Below are 17,871 nucleotides of genomic sequence, written 5' to 3'. Positions count from 1 at the left end.
CGTGTGGGTCAGCGTTCGAGGATCGTGCTCGCCCAGTGCATCCCACGTCCGTTGGCGGCGAGGCACACGAGGTCACCGGACCGCGCCTCTCCGGAGTCGTGCAGCCACGACAGCGCGAACAGGTGGTCGGCGGCGCCGAAGTGGCCGTGCTCGACGGCCAGCCGGTGGTTGGTGCGACTGAGGGGCACACCGACGAGGTCCGCCTGCGCCGTCAGCACGCGGGTGTTGTCGTTGAGCAGGAACAACCAGGCGAGATCCTCCTCCAACCGTCCGAGGCGCTTGCAGACGCGGTGGACCGACCGGGCCGTGCGGTTGTCGATCTCGTCTGCGAAGTCGTTGACCTTGGCCGAGTCGTACCCGAAGTGCTCCATGACGTCCCATGCGTCGCGGGCCCGCGGCGTCGCGGCGCCCTGCGAGAACGGCGCGGCGGCACCACCGACGTCCATGCGGAAGAAGTCGGCGTACCGGCCGTCCGACTCGGCGTGGGAAGCACGCCAGCGGAAGGTGTCCGCGCCGCGGACCGCCACGGCTGCGACGGCGCCGTCGGAGAACAGCAGCGAGTGCGTGTCCAGCCGGTTCCAGTAGGCGTCCGCGGTCCGGTTCGCGCCGATCACGACGGCGACGCGGTGTTCGGGACGGGTGGCGAAGCGGCCGGCGAGGGTGTCGAGAGCGGTCACCCCGCCAACGCACCCCTGGTCGACCAGCACCGCTTCCGCGTGCCGCGCGCCCAGCCGGGCCTGCACCGCCGCCGCGGCGTCCCAGTAGAGGTACTCCGCCAGGTCCGTGAGCGCCAGCACCACCAGGTCCACTTCGGACGGTGCGATGCCGGCTGCCGCCAACGCGTTCGCCGCCGCTTCCGCGGCGAGATCGGTGACCCCGACGTCGTGCGGCGCCAGGTGCAGGTAGTCGTAGCCGTAACCGAGCACGCGCTCGACGTCTTCGGTGCGGTCGACGACGATGTCCTTGACCGCCACCCTTTCGCCGAGCGCGGTGCCGAACGCGACCAAGCCGTAATCCACGGTCACTCCCCGTTCACTCGACGAGCTTGTCCAGGCGCTGCGGATCGCTGAGCGACTCGGCGACCGCCCGCAGGAACGCTGCCGCGTCACGGCCGTTGACCACCCGGTGGTCGTAGGCGAGCCCGAGGGTCACGACGCTGCGCCGCACCGGCACACCGTCCTCGATCGCGATACTCGCCCGGGGTCCGCTGACCGACACCATGCAGACCTGCGGCCACATCACGATCGGCTGGACGAGCAGGACGCCTTCGTCGAGGTTCAGCGAGACGGTGATGGTGCCGCCGGTGAGCTCACCGGCGGTGAACTCACCGCGGTAGGCCTTCATCCGCAAGTCCATCAGATCGTCCGCGATGTCGGCGATCGACCGTTGGCCGCAGTCGCGGACCACGGGCGTGTAGAGGCCGTTGCCCACATCCATTGTCACGGCCACGTGCGGCGCGTCCGGAAGGCTGACCACGTGGTCACCGGTCAGGGTGCCGAACAGGTGGGCGAAGTCGGGGTGTGCGCCGGCGACGGCCTTGACGACCGCCTCCGGGAGGCCGACTTGGGCACCGCTGTCGTCGGAGTACCGGCGCAGGCGGTCGGTGAGCACGTCGACCACGACCTCGACGGCGGTGAACGCGGCCGGCACCTCGCGATGCGCGCGGGTGACAACGGCCGCGGTGCCGCGCTGAGCTCTGCTCAGCACGTGGGTTCTGGCGTCCGCCGGTGCCGTGGCGGGTTCGGCCGCGACGACGGTGGGGTTCGCGGTGGTAGCGGGTGGCTCTGGTGCGTCGGCGTCCACCACTTCCGCCAGGACGGCACCGACGCCGATTTCGGTGTTTTCCTGGACCAGCAGCCGCACGCGACCCGTCACGCCGGCTTCGACCACCTCCACCGCCTTGGAGGTCTCCAGCTCCACGAGCGGCGTGCTCGGCTCGACCTCGTCGCCGTCCTGCACGAGCCAGGCGAGGACGAGGTAGGTCTCGTCGTTGTTGTTGAGCTTCGGCGCGGTGATGGTCGCCGCCGGTCGTGCGACACCGGTGGACGCGGCGGCCGGCTTCTCCGCCACGTGCGTGCGGACGGGCGACCGGAGCGCTCCGAGGACTCCACTGACGATGTCGTGCTCGCCGAGCAGGACCTGGTCCTCGAGATGCCGGGACGACGGGATGATCGAGTCCTTCGAGGACAACCTCAGCACCGGCGCGGACAGGTCGTGCCAGAGCCGTTCGTGCAGTTGCGCGGCCACCTCGGCGCCCCACGTGCCGCCCGCGGTGCTCTCCTCGGCCACGGCGACCAGCCGTGGTTGCCGCAGCAGCGGCAGGACGTCGTCCAGGTCGAGCGGGTGCAGCCGCCCCGGCACGAGCAGGTGCAGGTGCACCCCTTGGTCCAGCAGGGTGCGTGCGGCGGCGAGAGCGCGGTGGGCGACGCCACCGGGGCACAGCAGCACGACGTCCGCCGGTCCCGGACCTGTCACGTGCGCCCAGCCCGGTGAGGGACCGGTGGTCGTCACGCGGAAGAGGTCGTCGCCGGTGAACATGCGCCGCGTGTAGAGGACCTTGTCCTCGAAGAGCACGGCCGGACCTTCGTCCAGCGCGTGCGTCAGCAGGACGTGCGGGTCGTGGAACGGCGTGGTCTCGTACAACGCCAGGTTGGGAATTCCGAGGAAGTGCTTCTGCACGCTCTGGCTGTGGGTGGGCCCGTACCCGCGCCCACCCCCGACCGGGCACCGCAGCACCACCGGCATCGGCACGACGTGGCCGTACATGGTGACGGACTTCGAGATCAGGTTGAGGACCTGGTCGAACATGAGTGCGGCGAAATCGCCGAACATCACCTCCAGCACCACCTCGCCGCCCGCCAGCGCCAGTCCTGCGGCGACCCCGGCGATGCCGGCCTCGCTCAGCGGTGTGCTCAGCACGCGGTCGGGGTGGGCGGTGGACAGGCCCTTGGTCACCTTGAAGGCGCCGCCGTAGGGGTCGAGGACGTCCTCGCCCAGCAGGTGGAGGCCGGGACGTTCGGCGAACAGCCGGTGCAGTGCCCGGTTGAGAGCTTCGACGACCCGCGGTTCGGGCGTGGTCACACCTGCACCCCCTTCTCCACGAGGACGTCGTGCAGGCGGCGCACCGAACGGCAGGTCCTCGCCTCCCGTGCCGTCAGCTTGATGCCGTACTCGCGTTCGACGCGCATGACGAGCTCCACGTGCCGCAGGCTCGTCCACGCCGCCGACGTCGACGTACCGGTGTCCCAGTCCACCTCGGTGGACGGCACCCGCAGCACGTCGGCCACCAGGGAGATCAATGCGGTCATCGGGATGCTCCCGTCAGCGCCGCCCACGTGGCGGCAGGACGGGAGCGCACCCGATCCACGACCCGCTCGACCTCGGCACGTTCCCTGTCGTCGATGGTGTGGAACCGCTGCCCGAGCGAGGCTGCGAGCCGCTCGTACCAGTCGTGCTGCCGCAGGGCCTCGATCTCGTCGGCGGTGCGGGTGTCGTCGCCTTTGCTGTGCGGTCCGAGCCGGTTGACGGCGAACTGCACGACGGCGGGACGGTGTTCGCGGCGGACGCGTTCGACCACGGGCCGCACCAGGGCCCTCACCTCGTCGACGTCCTGGGAGGTCACCTCGGTGAAGTCGACGCCGAACGCCGCGGCGCGGGCGCCGATCGTGCCGGCGAGCTGGAGCTCGGTCGGCGTGGACTGCGCGATCCCGTTGTGTTCCACCACGACCAGGACGGGCACCTGCCACAGCGCCGCCATGTTGAGCCCTTCGTACACCGCTCCCTCGCCCCAGGTCCCGTCCCCGATGAACGCGGCGGCGATCCGCTGTTGCCCGGACTGCTTGAACCGCAAGGCGATGCCGACCGCCAGCGGCACGCTCTGCCCCTGCACGCCGGTGGAGAGGAAGCCGTCGCGGTGGACGTGCTGGCTGCCGCCGACACCCGAGCAGACGGCACCTTCACGGCCCATGATCTCGGCGAGCAGACCCTCGGGGTCGCGGTAGCGGGCGAGGTAGTGCCCGTGCCCGCGGTGGTTGCTCAGCACGAAGTCCGCGTGCAGCAGCGGCGCGAGAGCGACGGGGACGTGCTCCTGGCCGAGGCACGTGTGCGTGGTGCCGTTCAACTCACCCGCGCCGAACATGCGCAGCAGAGCTGATTCGAAATGCCTGATCCCGATCAGCGACGTCAGGTCCTCATCAGAAATAGACACCCGTCCCCCATTGATCGGCGGTCATGCCGTCACCACTCCTCAAATGCGCAGAGAATTGCAACAACACAGTGCGCACCCGACCTTAACGGACCTGGTTCTCACCTCGGTATCCACCTGGTTCCGCACTCTTGACCTGCTCTCACGCCGGTCTCCGGGCATTGACCGGCCTTGCGGAAGCGCCATTTACTGACAATGTGCCGACACCACTCGGTGCCACGTCGCGCCGTGGTCGACAATGGGGAGATGCATGCGCACACTGCTCATCGACAACCATGACTCTTACACCTACAACCTGTTCCAGCTCATGGCAGGGGTGTTCGAGATGTCACCGGTGGTGCTGACCAATGACGATCCCCGCCTCGGTGTGCTCGACGTCGAGGACTTCGACGCTGTCGTCGTCTCCCCGGACCGGGGCACCCCGGCAGGGACCGGGACCTCGGCGCCGCCCGCGCGGTCATCGAGAACACGACTGTTCCCCTGCTCGGCGTCTGCCTGGGACACCAGGCCATCGGGCTGCTCGCGGGAGCGGAGGTGGTCGAGGCCCCCGCACCCAGGCACGGGCACCTCACGAGGGTGCGTCACACCGGCGAGGACCTGTTCGACGGGGTGCCGCAGGAGTTCGTGGCGGTTCGCTACCACTCGTTGTGCGTGCCTGCGGACCATCTTCCGCCCGATGTCGTGGCCACGGCGTGGGCGGAGGACGGTGTGCTCATGGGACTGCGGCACCGCACGCGGCCGTTGTGGGGAGTGCAGTTCCACCCGGAGTCGATCTCCTCGGAGCACGGCGCACGGATCGTGGAGAACTTCGGCCGGCTCGCGGGCAAGGTCTCCGCGGAACGAGGCCGTGGCGTGGAGCGTGCGGCGTCCAAGCCGATCAGCGTCCACCGGCCGGCGTCGCCCGCGGCGCCCGGGAAGCCGCGCGTGGGCTGGCGGGCGGTGCACCGGCGGCTGGACCGGGAGGTGGACACCGCGGCGGCGTTCGTCGCCCTGTTCTCCGACCGTCGACACGCGTTCTGGCTGGACAGCAGCCGCGTGGACGCCGGCCTGTCGCGGTTCTCGTTCCTGGGCGCTCCGGACGGGCGCGACGCGGAGGTGCTGACCTACCGGCTCGGTACGGGTCTGTCGGTGCTCACCTCCGATGGCACGGGGACATCGGCGACCTCGGTGTTCGACGCACTGCGTGAGCGGCTTGCCGAACCGGTGCTCAACCCGCCCGACGTCCCGTTCGACCTGATGGGCGGATACGTCGGCTACCTGGGCTACGAGCTCAAGGCAGAGCTGGGCTCGCACAACCGGCACACAGCCGACACCCCCGACGCGATGTGGTTGTCCGCGACCCGCCTCGTCGTCGTCGACCACGAGGAGCACACGACCCACCTGCTGGCCCTCACGCGGTCCGGCGAGGACGTCGAGACCTGGCTCGACGAGGCCGAGCTGGTGCTCGACCGGCTCGGCGCCCTCGACAGCGGGGAGCACGACGAGGCGGGCCTCGACCCCGAGGCAGGCCTGCTGCGCGAGCGCGACGGCTACCTCGCCGACATCGACGAGTGCCGGCGGCAGTTGCGCGCGGGCGAGAGCTACGAGATCTGCCTGACCACGCAGAGCAGGCTGGCGGCCCCCGACGCGGACCCGCTGCACCTCTACCTCGCGCAGCGCCGCGCCAACCCCGCCCCGTACGCGGCGTTCCTGCGGCTGGGTGAGATGTCGGTGCTGTGCTCGTCGCCGGAGCGGTTCCTGCGCGTCGGCCGTGACGGCACCGTGGAGGCCAAGCCGATCAAGGGCACCACGTCCCGCGATCCGGATCCCGTGCGCGACGAGGAGCACCGTGCGCGGTTGACCAGCGACCCCAAGGTCTTCGCCGAGAACCTCATGATCGTCGACCTGCTGCGCAACGACCTGGGACGGGTGTGCGAGGTGGGTTCGGTGCACGTGCCGAGGTTCATGGCGGTGGAGAGCTACACGACGGTGCACCAGCTGGTGTCCACCGTGCGCGGCAGGCTGAGCCCGGATGTCGACCTGATCGACTGCGTGCGGGCGTGCTTCCCCGGCGGCTCGATGACCGGGGCGCCGAAGCTGCGCACGATGGAGATCATCGACCAGCTGGAGGTCACCGCCCGCGGTGTGTACTCCGGCGCGCTCGGGTTCCTCTCCCGCACCGGTACGGCAGACCTGAACATCGTGATCAGGACGGCGGTCGCGCACGCGGGCACGCTCACCGTCGGCGCGGGCGGTGCGATCGTCCTCGACTCCGTGCCCGACGAGGAGTTCGAGGAGATGTTGCTCAAGGCGCGGACGCCGTTGCGCGGTCTCGCCGGACAGATTCCCGCGACCGATTCCCGGAGGACAGCGACGTGACGAGGACCGGCAAGGACTACCTCCAGGCCTTGAGGGACGGCCGCGAGATCTGGCTCGACGGCGAGCGCGTGGAAGACCTCACCACGCATCCCGCGTTCCGGCGGTCGGTGCGTTCCATCGCGGATCTGTACGACATGACGCACGAGCCCTTGCACTCCGAGGCCCTGACCGTTGCGCTGCAAGGGTTCGACGAACCGGTGTCGCGCGCCTACCAGATCCCCCTCACCCGCGATGAGCTGCGCGCCAAGGGAAAGGCCTTCAAGCAGTGGTCGGAGGCCAGCTTCGGTTTCCTGGGCCGTTCACCGGACTACATGGCCTCGGCGGTCGCGGGTTTCGCCGCCGCGCCCGGCATCCTCGAGGGCGCCTCGTTCGACGGCTCGGCCAACATGCTCGCGCATTGGCGGAGGATGGCCGAGGGCGACCTGTACCAGGCGCACACCCTCGTCAACCCTCAGATCGACCGCACGAAGGCACCGTCCGAGCAGGAGGAGGACGACCTGTACCTGCGCGTGGTGCAGGAACGCGACGGTGGCATCGTCGTGCGCGGCGCGAAGATGATCGGCACCGCGGCGGCGCTCGGTGACGAGATCTTCGTGGGAGTCACGCAGAGGATGGCCCCGTCCGAAGCCGACTACGCCCTGAGCTTCTCGGTGCCGGTGTCCTCGCCGGGTGTGCGGTTCATCAGCCGCGCCTCCTACGAGGCGAAGGCCGGCAGCGTGTTCGACTACCCGCTGTCCTCGCGCTTCGACGAGAACGACGCACTCGTGGTGTACGACAACGTGTTCGTGCCCTGGGAGCGGGTATTCGCCTACCGCGATCCCGAGGTGTGCCACCACCAGTTCTGGAAGACGCCGGCGTTCCTGTCGTTCATCCACCACGGTGCCACCCGGTTCTGGACCAAGCTCGAGTTCCTGACAGGTATCGCGATCCTCATCGCGCGCGCGAACAACACCTACGACCTGCCTCCCGTCCGGATGCAGATCGGAAAGCTCATGGCATGGCTCAACACCGCCAAGGCGCTCGTCGTGGCGATGGAGGAGAACTGCGAACCCGTGCCGGACGGCGAGGGCGTGATGCCCAACCGGGAGATCGCGCACGCACAGCTGGCCATCGGCCCCGAGCTGTACCCCAAGGTGCTCAACGAGATCAAGCTGCTGGCGGGTGGCGGGCTCATCCAGCTGCCGTCCTCGTACCGCGATCTGCTGCAGCCGGAGGTCGCCGGTCTGCTGGGCAAGTACGTGCGCTCGCCGGGGCACGACTCGGAGCGGCGCATCAAGCTGTTCAAGCTCGCGTGGGACGCGCTGGGCAGTGAGTTCGCCGGGCGGCACGACCAGTACGAGCGCTTCTACCACGGTTCACCGCACGTCTACCTGCCCGCGATCGTCCGTGAGAGTGACACCGAGGCGTGCGCGGCGCTGGCCGGCAAGTGTCTGGACGGCTATGACCTCGTCGAACGGTGAACCGGTCATGCGGGCAGTAATCGGTTGATAACGGACCGCTATAGTCCGATTGATCAAACCCACCACGTACTGACGGGACACCCATGTTTCCACCAACACCGCTTCACCACGCCGCAGGCGCCGTGAGGGGAACGGGGCTGTGAAGTCGGCGTCCCCCACGACGCCGTGGCGCCTTCTGCGCTCATACCTCGGGCCGCAGCGCGGAAGCGTTCTGGCCATGGCGTTGCTGCTGGTCACCTCGATCACCCTGGAGATAGCCGAACCGCTCATCGTCGCGCGGTTCATCGAGTCCATCCAACTGGGTCTCGCCGAGCAGACCCTGATCACCATCGCACTGATCTTCCTCGGGGTCGCGGCACTGCGTCAGATCACGAGGGTCATCGCCGCCTACGCGAGCGAACGCGTGTCGTGGACGGCGACCAACGCGGTGAGGGAAGACCTCTCCGCTCACGTTCTCGACCTGGACCTGACCTTCCACGAGTCCCGCTCACCCGGCGAGCTGATCGAGCGCATCGACGGTGACGTGAACCAGGTCGCCGAGTTCTTCTCCAGCCTGATCGTCCAGCTGGTCGGCAACGCCCTGCTGGTGCTGGGCCTCATCATCGCGATGACCGTCGTCGACTGGCGCATCGGCCTGACCTTCGCCGCGATCAACGTCGTCGGGTTCTTCCTGCTGAGCAAGGTGACCGCGAAGGCCACCGCCAAGTGGGAGGACGACAGGGAGCAGAGCGCCCAGCTGATCGGCTACGTCAGCGAGTCGATCCGCGCGACGGAGGACCTGCGGTCCTCAGCGGCGACGCAACACGCCATGAACCGGTTCCACCGCCGGTTGCGTTCATGGCTGCCGGTCAAGGTCCGAGCCGAGGCGTGGAGCAGCACGATTTGGATCGTGATGTCGCTGGTGTTCACCGCCAGCACCGCGTTCGCTTTCGGCTACGGCGGTTTCTTCTACCAGAACGGCGAGATCTCCCTGGCGAACACGTACCTCGTGGTCGCCTTCGCCACCATGCTCAACACCCCGATCGAGGTCCTGCGCGAACAGGTGCAGGGCCTGCAGCAGGCCAAGGCGGCGATCCGGCGCATCTCCGAGATGTTCGGGTTCTCCTCCAAGCTGGTCGACGGGGAGAAAGCGCTTCCCGCAGGCCCGCTGTCAGTCGAGTTCGACCACGTCGGGTTCGAGTACACCGGCACCGGCGAGGACGGGGAGGTGGAACGCAAGAAGGTGCTCGACGACCTGTCGTTCCGCTTGGAGCCGGGCACCACGCTGGGGCTGGTGGGCCGTACGGGCGCGGGCAAGAGCACGATCGCGCATCTGTTGTTCAGGATGTACGACCCGGTGCACGGCAGGGTGCTGCTCGACGGGATGGACGCGCGGTCGTTGTCGTTGTCGTCGCTGCGGTCGCAGTGCGGGTTCGTGACGCAGGACGTTCACGTGTTCGAGGCGACGCTGCGGGAGAACCTGACGTTCTTCGACCCCGCGGTGCCGGACGAGCGCCTGCTGGAGATCCTGGAGGCGCTCGAGCTCCGGCCGTGGCTGGACGGCCTACCGGACGGGCTGTCGTCGCCGATCTCACCGAAAGCCCTGTCGTCGGGACAGGCACAACTGATCAACCTGGCTCGCGTGTTCCTCAAGGACCCGGGGCTGGTGATCCTGGACGAACCGTCGAGCAAGCTCGACCTGGCCACGGAGGCGATGGTGGAGCGGGCCCTGGACCGGCTGCTCGCCGGGAGGACGGTGATCATCATCGCGCATCGGCTGGACACCATCCGCAGGGCGGACCAGGTGCTGGTGCTCGACCGCGGGACGGTCCTGGAGCGGGGCGCGACGCTCGAGCTGCTCGCCGATCCCGCATCGCACCTGGCCGCGCTGCACCGCGTTGGGGAGGTGACCAGGTGAGCGCCAAGACCGACGCCGTGAAGACAGCGGCTCCGCCCACCCTGAAGTTCCTCGCGCGGTTGATCGCCTACAGCCCGTGGCGCTACCTGCTGGCCGCGCTCGGGTGGATGGTGTTCCACCTCTGGCCGTTGTTGCCCGGCTTGCTGGGCAAGGCGCTGTTCGACGTCCTGGAGGGACGCGCCACGCTCGGCTTCACGGTCTGGACGGTGGTCGCGATCGTGGTGGCGGCGGGTCTCGCTCGCAGCGTGGCGATCCTCGGCGCCACCGTCGCCTGGGCCGGCTGGTACCTGCGAGCCCGAGGACTCGTGCAGCACAACATGTTGCACCGCATCTTCCGCCGTCCGGGAGCCAGTGCGACCTCGGGCTCGGTGGGCGAGACGGTGTCGACGGTGCGCGACGACAGCGACGCCATCGCGATGATGGGTGGCTGGGGCTTCGACATGCTGTCGGCGCTGATCTTCGCGGGCGGCGGGCTGATCATCCTGCTGTCGGTGGACGTGCAGATCACGCTGGTGGTAATGGTGCCGTTGGCGCTCGTGCTCGCCTTGGCGCAGCTGGCCCGAGCCAAGGCGTACAAGATCCGCGAGCAGAGCCGTGCCGCCACCGCCCAGGTGACCGGCACGATCGGCGAGATCGTCGTGGCCGTGCGGGGAATCAAGGCCGCCCACAAGGAACAGCAGGTCGTGGCCCGGTTGCGGGAGCACAACGCCCTGCGCAAGCGCGCGATGATCCGGGACAAGGTGCAGAGCCTCGCACTGGACTCGGTGTTCAACTCGACGGCGAGCCTCGGTGCCGGGTTGACGCTGCTGGTGGCCGCTGGGCAGATGCGTACCGGCGAGTTCACGATCGGTGACTTCGTGCTGTTCTCCACCTACCTGATGCAGGTGTCGGACTACACCGGGTTCATGGGCTATCTGGTGCGCACGTACCAGCAGTCCGGGGTGGCGTTCTCCCGTGCGGTGTCGTTGCTTCGAGGCGCACCGCCGATGAGCCTGGTCGACCGCGCCGAGTTGCACCTGCGCGAAGACCCGCCGCCGGCGCCTGTTCCGGCGCCGGTCCAAGAGCCTTTCCGGTCCCTGGAGATCCGCTCGCTGAGCCACGTGTTCCCCGACTCGACCCAGGGCGTGCGGGACGTCTCGCTCGAGCTGCGCGCGGGAACGGTGACCGTGGTGACCGGCGAGGTCGGGTCGGGCAAGACGACGCTGCTGCGGGCGGTTCTGGGCCTGTACGAGCGACAGGCCGGTGAGGTCCTGTGGAACGGCAAGGCGGTGGACTCCCCCGGCGAGTTCTTCGTTCCGCCTCGGGTGGCGTACACACCGCAGAACCCGGCGCTGCTGTCGGGGACGATCCGGGAGAACGTCCTGCTGGGCCTGCCCGACGACGGCAGGCTCGAACGCGCCGTGCACACGGCCGTGATGGAGCCGGACCTCGAGCAGTTCGACGAGGGCCTGGAGACCGAGATCGGGGTGCGGGGCGTACGGCTGTCGGGTGGGCAGGTCCAGCGGACGGCGGCGGCGCGCATGTTCGCCCGCGAGCCCGAACTGCTCGTGATGGACGACCTGTCGAGCGCTCTCGACGTCGAGACAGAACGGGAGCTGTGGCAGCGCGTCTTCGCCACGGGTGCGACCTGCCTGGCGGTGTCGCACCGGCCGGCGGTGATGGAGAGGGCCGACCAGGTGCTGCTGATGAAGGACGGCCGGATCGAGGCCCGGGGCACGTTCGCCGAGCTGCTGGCGAACTCGCCGGAGCTGCGTTCGCGCTACGGGCGGCGCAAGGAGTGAGAACGGCCCGTGGGTGGGCCCGGCACACGTCCGGGCCCACCCACCGGTGCTACTCGGGCAGATCCAGCATCGGCCGGTTCTCCGCGATGCGCCGCAGATAGCCCGCCGTGGAGCTGTCGGCGCCGCGCACCTGGTGTGGCGTGCCCTCGGCGACGACGCGGCCACCGGCGCCTCCGGCGCCGGGCCCCATGTCGACGAGCCAGTCGGCCGCGGCCGCGACGTGCAGGTCGTGCTCGGCGACGACGACCGTGCTGCCCGCGTCGAGCAACAGGTCGAACGCGTCCACCATGCGCTGCACGTCCGCGGGGTGCAGCCCGGACACCGGTTCGTCCAGCACGATCAATCCCGGCGAGCGGCCGGTGCTGCCGCGGTGGATCGCCGCGGCCAGCTTGAGCCGTTGCGCCTCACCGCCGGAGAGCTCGGTGGCGCTCTGCCCGAGCTGCAGGTAGCCGAGTCCGACGTCGCGCAGTGCTGTGAGGACACCGGCGAGCGCCGCCGGGGCGGTGAAGTGCTCTGCGGCTTCCTCCACCGTCATGGCCAGCACGTCGTCGATCGTGAGGTCCCGGTAGGTGACTTCGAGGACCTCGGGCTTGAACCGCTTGCCGTCGCACGTTTCGCAGGTCACCCACACGTCCGGTAGGAAGTGCATGTTGACCAGCCGCCGGCCGTAGCCGGTGCAGTCCTCGCAACGACCGCCCGCGGCGTTGAACGAGAACGCCGACGCCTTGAGTCCGCGCTCCTTCGCGCCCGCGGTGCCGGCGAACAGCGTGCGGATGTGGTCGAACGCCTTGGTGTAGGTGGCCGGGTTGGAGCGAGGGGTCCGGCCGATCGGTTCCTGGTCGACCACGGCGACCCAGGAGATCCCGGCGGGGTTCACCTCCCGCACGGCCTCGCACGGCTCCCCGGCCAGCGCCGCGCGCATCCCCTCACCGAGTGCCTCGTGCAGCAGGCTGGACTTGCCGCTGCCGCTGACACCGGTGAAGCACGTCAGGCGTCCCAGCGGGATGCGCACCTCTTCGACGTCGACGTTGTGCACCTTGACGCCGCGCAACGACAACCATCGTGTGGACGCGTCCACCGGCCTCGCCGCGCGGGACACCCGCTGGCCTGGACCGCGCAGGAAGCGGCCGGTGACCGACTCCGGCGTGGCCGCGATCTCGGCGGGTGTGCCGGCGGCGACCAGGGTGCCGCCGAGCCGGCCGGCGCCGGGACCGATGTCGATCACCCAGTCCGCGCGGGAGACCAGTTCCGGGTCGTGCTCCACCAGCAGGACAGTGTTGCCCGCGTCGCGCAGTTCCGCGGTGATGTCGACCAGGTGGCTCTTGTCGGCCGGGTGCAGTCCGGCGCCGGGTTCGTCCAGGACGAACACCATGCCGGCCAGGTCCGTGCCGAGCTGCGCGGCGAGTCGCGTGCGCTGCAGCTCGCCGCCGGACAACGATGTCGCGCTGCGGCCGAGCTGCACGTGCGCCAGGCCGAGCCTGTCGAGCAGCCGCAACCGCTTGTCCAGCTCCTGCAACAGGGGGCCGCCGACCTCGCGCTGTGCCGCGTCGAGCTGCGCGGGCAGGTCCGCCGACCAGCGCCGGACGTCGCGGATCTCGTGGTCGACGACCTGGTCGTAGGTCATGGCGCCGAGCCTGATGCCGTGTGCGGCCTCACCCATGCCGTCGCCGCCGCACGTCGTGCACGGCAGCAACTTCATGTACTTGGCGTAGCGCTGCTTGGCCGACTCGGTGCCTGCTGCGCCGTAGAGCCGTTCGATCTCCGCGAGCGCACCCCGCATCGGCTGCTTCCAGGAGAACGTGACTTCCGAGTCCTCTTTGCGCATGGCGACGGTCGCGCTCGTTTCGATGACCTCGTCACCGGTGCCGTACAACACTTCGTGCCGGAACGACTCGGGCAGTTCCAGCCACGGCAGTTTCAGGTCCACGCCGCGCTTGGCGGCGAGCGCCGGTACCGCTACCTGCTCGTTGGAGCGCCACTTCTCGAACCACGGCGACGCGCCTTCGGTCAGCGGCAGCTCCGGCTTGGTGATGATCAGTTCCTGGGCGGCGCGCAGTAGACCGCCCATGCCGTGGCAGCCGGGGCAGCGGCCTTCAGGTGAGTACCGGTCGAAGTGCGCGGCGGTCAGTTCCGCGGCGGCCGGGTCGGACAGGCCGGGAAGCCGGGAGAACAGCAAACCGAGGTATCCGTCCACGCCGGTCAGGGTGGCCACCGTCGACCGCGGGTTGCGGTTGAGCTTGCGCTGGTCGACCGCCAGGGTGGCACCCAGGCCGGTGATGCGGTCCGCTTTCGGGCGGTCTCGCACGCTGATGTACTGCCGTACGAACGGCGAAAGGCCTTCCAGGTAGCGCAGTTGTGCTTCGGCGTGGATCGTGTCGATCGCCAGCGATGTCTTGCCGCTGCCGCTGACACCCGTGAACGCCACCACGAGTCCACGCGGAATGCGCAGTGACACCCCTTTCAGGTTGTGCGTGCGGGCGCCGCGGATCTCGACAAAGCCAGCGGGGTGGTTCTGCCAGGGATTCTCGGCGTCGTTGAGGGTCACGTGGGGGTCTCCCGTCCTCGACAGATGGGTTCTCAAAAGGGAATGAACCCAACATATCGGATGGAACCCGGCACGTTCACCAATGCCCGGTGACCAGCGGTACGCGGACACTGCTCCTTTCGAGGTCAACCGTGATCCGGGTCCCGCCCGGATAGTGCAATGTGTGCTCACGGTCGGTGCCGATTATCACGATTGCGATCCGGTGCCCGGCCGGAACCACGTGATCGGTGGGTTCCGTTCGCCAGGTGAACGTGTAGCGGCGATTCGGGTCGACGTCGGTTTCCCGGTACTCCGAGACGCGGTTGCGCACGTCCAGCCATCCGCGGCTGAGAATGCGGAACGGGGCTCGTTCGACGACCGGCCGTGTCCTCTGACGGCATCCGTAGCCGTCCTCGGCGGTGACCGGGGCGAAACACCACCGCTGGTCGGTCGTCGTGCGTCCGACGACGCGGTCCGCGTCGCCGAGGTCCACCAGCAGCGCGGTCAGGTAGGGCGCGGGACCGTCGACGGAGGCGCGCACGGTGACGTCCGCGCTGCCGGACAGCCGAGCGGGACGCGACAGCGGCTCGGTGACCGCGACCTGCACGCCGCCGGCGGTGACGAGGTCCGCGGCCGACTGCGCCGGGTCGTCCACGAAGAGCGCGCTGCCGGAGCCGGTGAGGGGCGTCTCCCGCACGCCGGGGGCGGGCCAGCGCCGGTGGTCCGCCCAGCGGCCGGGTGCGGTCTCGACCGACACCACCGGAGACCGCTCCCACCCGCTGTCGCGTCCCTTGAGGTGGTGGTCGAAGTAGCGTTCGGCCGTGCGCAGCCACTCGGCGCCCCGCACGTCGACGGGGTCGTCGTGCCCGCCCAGGTGCAGCCACATGCGCCGTTCGACACCCGCATGTTCCAGGGCTTGCCACATCCGGGTGCTGTGCGCCGCACGGACGTTGTCGTCGTTGAGGCCCGCGACCAGGAACACAGCGGCTTTCAGCTTCCGCAGGTCACGCGTCAGGTCGCGGTCGTCCCAGAAGGTGTTGCGGTCACCGGAGATGTGGTCCATCTCCTGTTCCATGCGGCGGATGTGGCTCTCGCACCGCCGCGGGTCGCTGCCGGTGAGGAGGAGTTTCGAGTGCTGGTCGGCGTCGTCTCCCGCGTATCCGCGAGCTGCGACGTGTGCACCGTTGGCGCGGTAGTAGCGGTACCAGTCGGTGACGGCGGCAGACGCCACCACCGCACGCACGCCAGGAGCGCCAGCGACGGCTCCGCCCAGTGCGAGCGAGGCCCCGTAGGACAAGCCCACCAGCGCCGACGCGCCGGTCGACCAGTTCGCGGACACCATCGTGCCGTCCGTGCGCCATGCCGTTCGCCGGCCGTTGAGCCATTCCGCGACGGCCTTCACGGCCTCGCTCTCTGCCTTGCCCCCGGTGCTCGGGCAGCCGCCGGAGTCCCCGGTGCCGAGCGAGGCCATCTCGACCACCGCGTAACCGCGAGGCACGAAGTAGTTGTCGTAGTAGCCACCGGAGTAGTCGCTCGGGCCGCCGCCTGCCGGAGGCTGCCACGGCGCCAACTCCGGCACCGTCCGCACCTCGGCCGGGTGTGGTGTGACGTCCACCAGCCCTGCCCAGTAGGGATCGGTTTCGATGATCACCGGAACGCGGTGGCCGCGTTCGGTGCTGCGGGGACGGATCACGTAGGCAGCCACGCGGTCCGGTGCGCCGTCGGCGTCGGTGTCGACCGACGTCTCGACCTGGACCAGTTCGCGCACCGCCTCCGCGTAGCCGCCGGCCTGCGCCTCCGCGGGCGCGGGAACGGAGAAGCTCGCCCCCGCCAGGGAGGCCACCAGGAACGAAACCACTGTTTTCCGCACAACTCTTCATAGCAACTCCACGATTTCCCCCGCAAGCCGCGCAGCTCTTTCCAATTCCAAGCAGATACCGGATTAAGAGTGCACGTTGTTACGCTTCCGAACACCACAGGAAACTCTGCGCGCGAACAGGAGAGGGAGTTGCCATGGAGAATTACACTCCAAGTTCCTACGGCGACACGATGGCCCCGGTGTTCGACTTCCTCAACGTCGACGAGGAGGAAAACCGGAAGACCGTGGAGTTCCTCTCCTCCGAGGCGGCCGGGCAGCACGTGCTCGAGCCGTGCGTGGGAACAGGGCGCATCGCCATTCCCCTGGCCCAGGCCGGCTATTCGGTGCACGGCATCGAGGTCAGCGCCGCGATGGCCGAGCAACTGCGCGGCAAGCCGGGCGGTGAGCTGGTCGAGGTGATCGTCGGGGACATGATGAGCACGCGGCCGCCGCTGCAGTACGACCTCATCTACCTGCTGCAGAACGGTCTGGGCAACCTGCTGTCGGAGAAGGAGCAGGTGGAGTACCTGCGTCAGACCGTGGGCCAGCTGCGACCGGGTGGCCGTCTGGTGCTGGAGTCCTGGGAGCCCGAGCCGGAGCGGTTCGTCGACAACCAGTACGTCGAGACGTCGCTGCTGGATGCGAACTTCGTCGTCCTGTCGGCCGCACAGCTCGATCCCGGCGAGCAGGTGATCAGCCAGCAGAGCATAATGATCTCGAACCAGGGCATCCAGCTCTACCCGGTCCGTTTCCGCTACTTCGACGTCGACCAGCTGGACGCGATGGCGGCCGAGGCCGGTCTGGTTCTTCGCGACCGCTACTCCGACTGGGACCGGGCGCCCTACAGCGAGAAGGGCCGCAGCATCTCGGTGTTCGTAGCCGCCTGAACGGTGTCGGGCCGGGCGACCACCCGGCCCGACACCGTGCACGGGTTCAGGACCAGGCGATGAGCGGACCCGCTCCGGTCACCCCGAGGAAGAACGACAGCGACACGCGCCGCCCCTCGGCGATCGGCTCCACCCGGTGGAAGTTGCGGGGGTCGAACAGGATGGCGTCGCCCACCTCGGGCCGGATCGCCACAGTCGGCTCCCCGTCGGCGAGGTAGGACTGGTAGCCGTACCCGTCGCGGTGCTGCTCGTCGCTGGGACGCCACCGCCTGCGGACCACCACCGCCTCGCCGCCGGTGGGGGGCATGGCGATGTGGCAGTTGAACGCGAACTGGCTCACCGGCGGAACGTCCAGCGCGGTCGGACACTCACGGGCGATCTCGTCGAAGTGCAGGCGCGCACCGTTGTTGATCTCCCGGATGATGCCCGCGAACAGGGGCCTCCCGTTCGCGGTCGCGAGAGTGACCTCGTCATCCCACGCCGCGGCGAGCTTGTCGAACACGAGGTCGAGCGGGTCCGCGTCCGCGAGCAGCGACCGGCGGGCCGCGATGTCGGCCTCGGCCTGCTCGAAGTACTCCGGGCCGAGCTCGCCGGTCTTGTAGTGGTCGTACGCGGCCGAGCCGAGCTTCGCCATCGGCGGCGTGAAGTCGTACCTGCCCATCTTGTGCCGCTCGAGGTTCTCCATGATCTCGGCGCACACCTCGACCGGCAGGAAGTTCCGCACCCGGATCACCGCGGCCACCCCCGCCGCCAGCCGGACCAGGTCGGCCCGCGTGAGCTGATCGGTGACCACCGGGTCGAACAGCGTGTGCACGGTCATCGACTCGACCGACGCGTCGTACACGAAGCTCGTGTCGGTGTTGGTCATGTCGTGCGACCTCCATTCAACTGGACCTGACTGC

12 protein-coding genes are annotated in these 17,871 nt (G+C 69.1%); 5 read left to right on the top strand and 7 right to left on the bottom strand.

What is annotated here, in order from left to right:
• Positions 1 to 8: 8 nt before the first annotated feature.
• Genes V1227_RS04790 through V1227_RS04775 form a run of 4 tightly spaced genes read right to left on the bottom strand, consistent with a single transcriptional unit; the run spans position 9 to position 4,207 of the window.
• Positions 9 to 1,019: a 3-oxoacyl-ACP synthase III family protein gene (locus V1227_RS04790; RefSeq protein ID WP_329791239.1), complete on the bottom strand. Its 1,011-nt coding sequence runs from the start codon at positions 1,017 to 1,019 to the stop codon at positions 9 to 11.
• 13 nt (positions 1,020 to 1,032) lie between these two features.
• The gene (locus V1227_RS04785; RefSeq protein ID WP_329791238.1) at positions 1,033 to 3,081 is read right to left on the bottom strand and encodes a 2-oxo acid dehydrogenase subunit E2; all 2,049 of its coding nucleotides are present in this window, start codon (positions 3,079 to 3,081) and stop codon (positions 1,033 to 1,035) included.
• Positions 3,078 to 3,308 carry an acyl carrier protein gene (locus tag V1227_RS04780; protein ID WP_329791237.1) on the bottom strand — a complete coding sequence of 77 codons (231 nt, stop codon included), beginning with the start codon at positions 3,306 to 3,308 and terminating at the stop codon, positions 3,078 to 3,080. The genes V1227_RS04785 and V1227_RS04780 overlap by 4 nt, the downstream gene beginning before the upstream one ends.
• The gene (locus V1227_RS04775) at positions 3,305 to 4,207 is read right to left on the bottom strand and encodes a thiamine pyrophosphate-dependent dehydrogenase E1 component subunit alpha (RefSeq protein WP_329791236.1); all 903 of its coding nucleotides are present in this window, start codon (positions 4,205 to 4,207) and stop codon (positions 3,305 to 3,307) included. The genes V1227_RS04780 and V1227_RS04775 overlap by 4 nt, the downstream gene beginning before the upstream one ends.
• A gap of 456 nt (positions 4,208 to 4,663) precedes the next feature.
• Between V1227_RS04775 and pabB the strand changes: the two genes are divergently transcribed.
• The 4 genes from pabB (at position 4,664) to V1227_RS04755 (ending at position 11,700) form a co-directional block, all read left to right on the top strand.
• Complete coding sequence (gene pabB / locus V1227_RS04770) at positions 4,664 to 6,562, top strand: aminodeoxychorismate synthase component I (RefSeq protein WP_329793960.1); 1,899 nt, start codon at positions 4,664 to 4,666, stop codon at positions 6,560 to 6,562.
• Positions 6,559 to 8,022: a 4-hydroxyphenylacetate 3-hydroxylase family protein gene (locus tag V1227_RS04765; protein WP_329791235.1), complete on the top strand. Its 1,464-nt coding sequence runs from the start codon at positions 6,559 to 6,561 to the stop codon at positions 8,020 to 8,022. Before pabB ends, V1227_RS04765 begins: the two co-directional genes overlap by 4 nt.
• 217 nt (positions 8,023 to 8,239) lie before the next feature.
• The gene (locus V1227_RS04760) at positions 8,240 to 9,919 is read left to right on the top strand and encodes an ABC transporter ATP-binding protein (protein ID WP_329791234.1); all 1,680 of its coding nucleotides are present in this window, start codon (positions 8,240 to 8,242) and stop codon (positions 9,917 to 9,919) included.
• Complete coding sequence (locus V1227_RS04755) at positions 9,916 to 11,700, top strand: ABC transporter ATP-binding protein (RefSeq protein WP_329791233.1); 1,785 nt, start codon at positions 9,916 to 9,918, stop codon at positions 11,698 to 11,700. The genes V1227_RS04760 and V1227_RS04755 overlap by 4 nt, the downstream gene beginning before the upstream one ends.
• 49 nt (positions 11,701 to 11,749) lie before the next feature.
• Here V1227_RS04755 and V1227_RS04750 read toward each other — a convergent pair whose 3' ends face one another.
• Both V1227_RS04750 and V1227_RS04745 read right to left on the bottom strand, forming a co-directional pair.
• Positions 11,750 to 14,245: an excinuclease ABC subunit UvrA gene (locus V1227_RS04750; protein WP_329791232.1), complete on the bottom strand. Its 2,496-nt coding sequence runs from the start codon at positions 14,243 to 14,245 to the stop codon at positions 11,750 to 11,752.
• Positions 14,246 to 14,321: 76 nt separating this feature from the next.
• Positions 14,322 to 16,082 (bottom strand): CocE/NonD family hydrolase, encoded by a 1,761-nt coding sequence (locus V1227_RS04745; protein ID WP_329791231.1) that lies wholly within the window; start codon positions 16,080 to 16,082, stop codon positions 14,322 to 14,324.
• Positions 16,083 to 16,237: 155 nt separating this feature from the next.
• Here V1227_RS04745 and V1227_RS04740 point away from each other — a divergent pair, with 155 nt between their 5' ends.
• Entirely contained in the window at positions 16,238 to 16,969 is a 732-nt protein-coding gene (locus V1227_RS04740; RefSeq protein WP_329791230.1) for a class I SAM-dependent methyltransferase, read from the top strand.
• 46 nt (positions 16,970 to 17,015) lie between these two features.
• On the opposite strand, the gene V1227_RS04735 is transcribed toward V1227_RS04740, so the two are convergent.
• Complete coding sequence (locus V1227_RS04735; protein WP_329791229.1) at positions 17,016 to 17,837, bottom strand: 2OG-Fe(II) oxygenase; 822 nt, start codon at positions 17,835 to 17,837, stop codon at positions 17,016 to 17,018.
• Positions 17,838 to 17,871: the final 34 nt, after the last annotated feature.

It is taken from the genome of Lentzea sp. DG1S-22 (assembly GCF_036321065.1).
GTDB classification, from domain to species: domain Bacteria; phylum Actinomycetota; class Actinomycetes; order Mycobacteriales; family Pseudonocardiaceae; genus Lentzea; species Lentzea jiangxiensis.
This window is presented reverse-complemented; position numbering and strand designations above follow the sequence as displayed.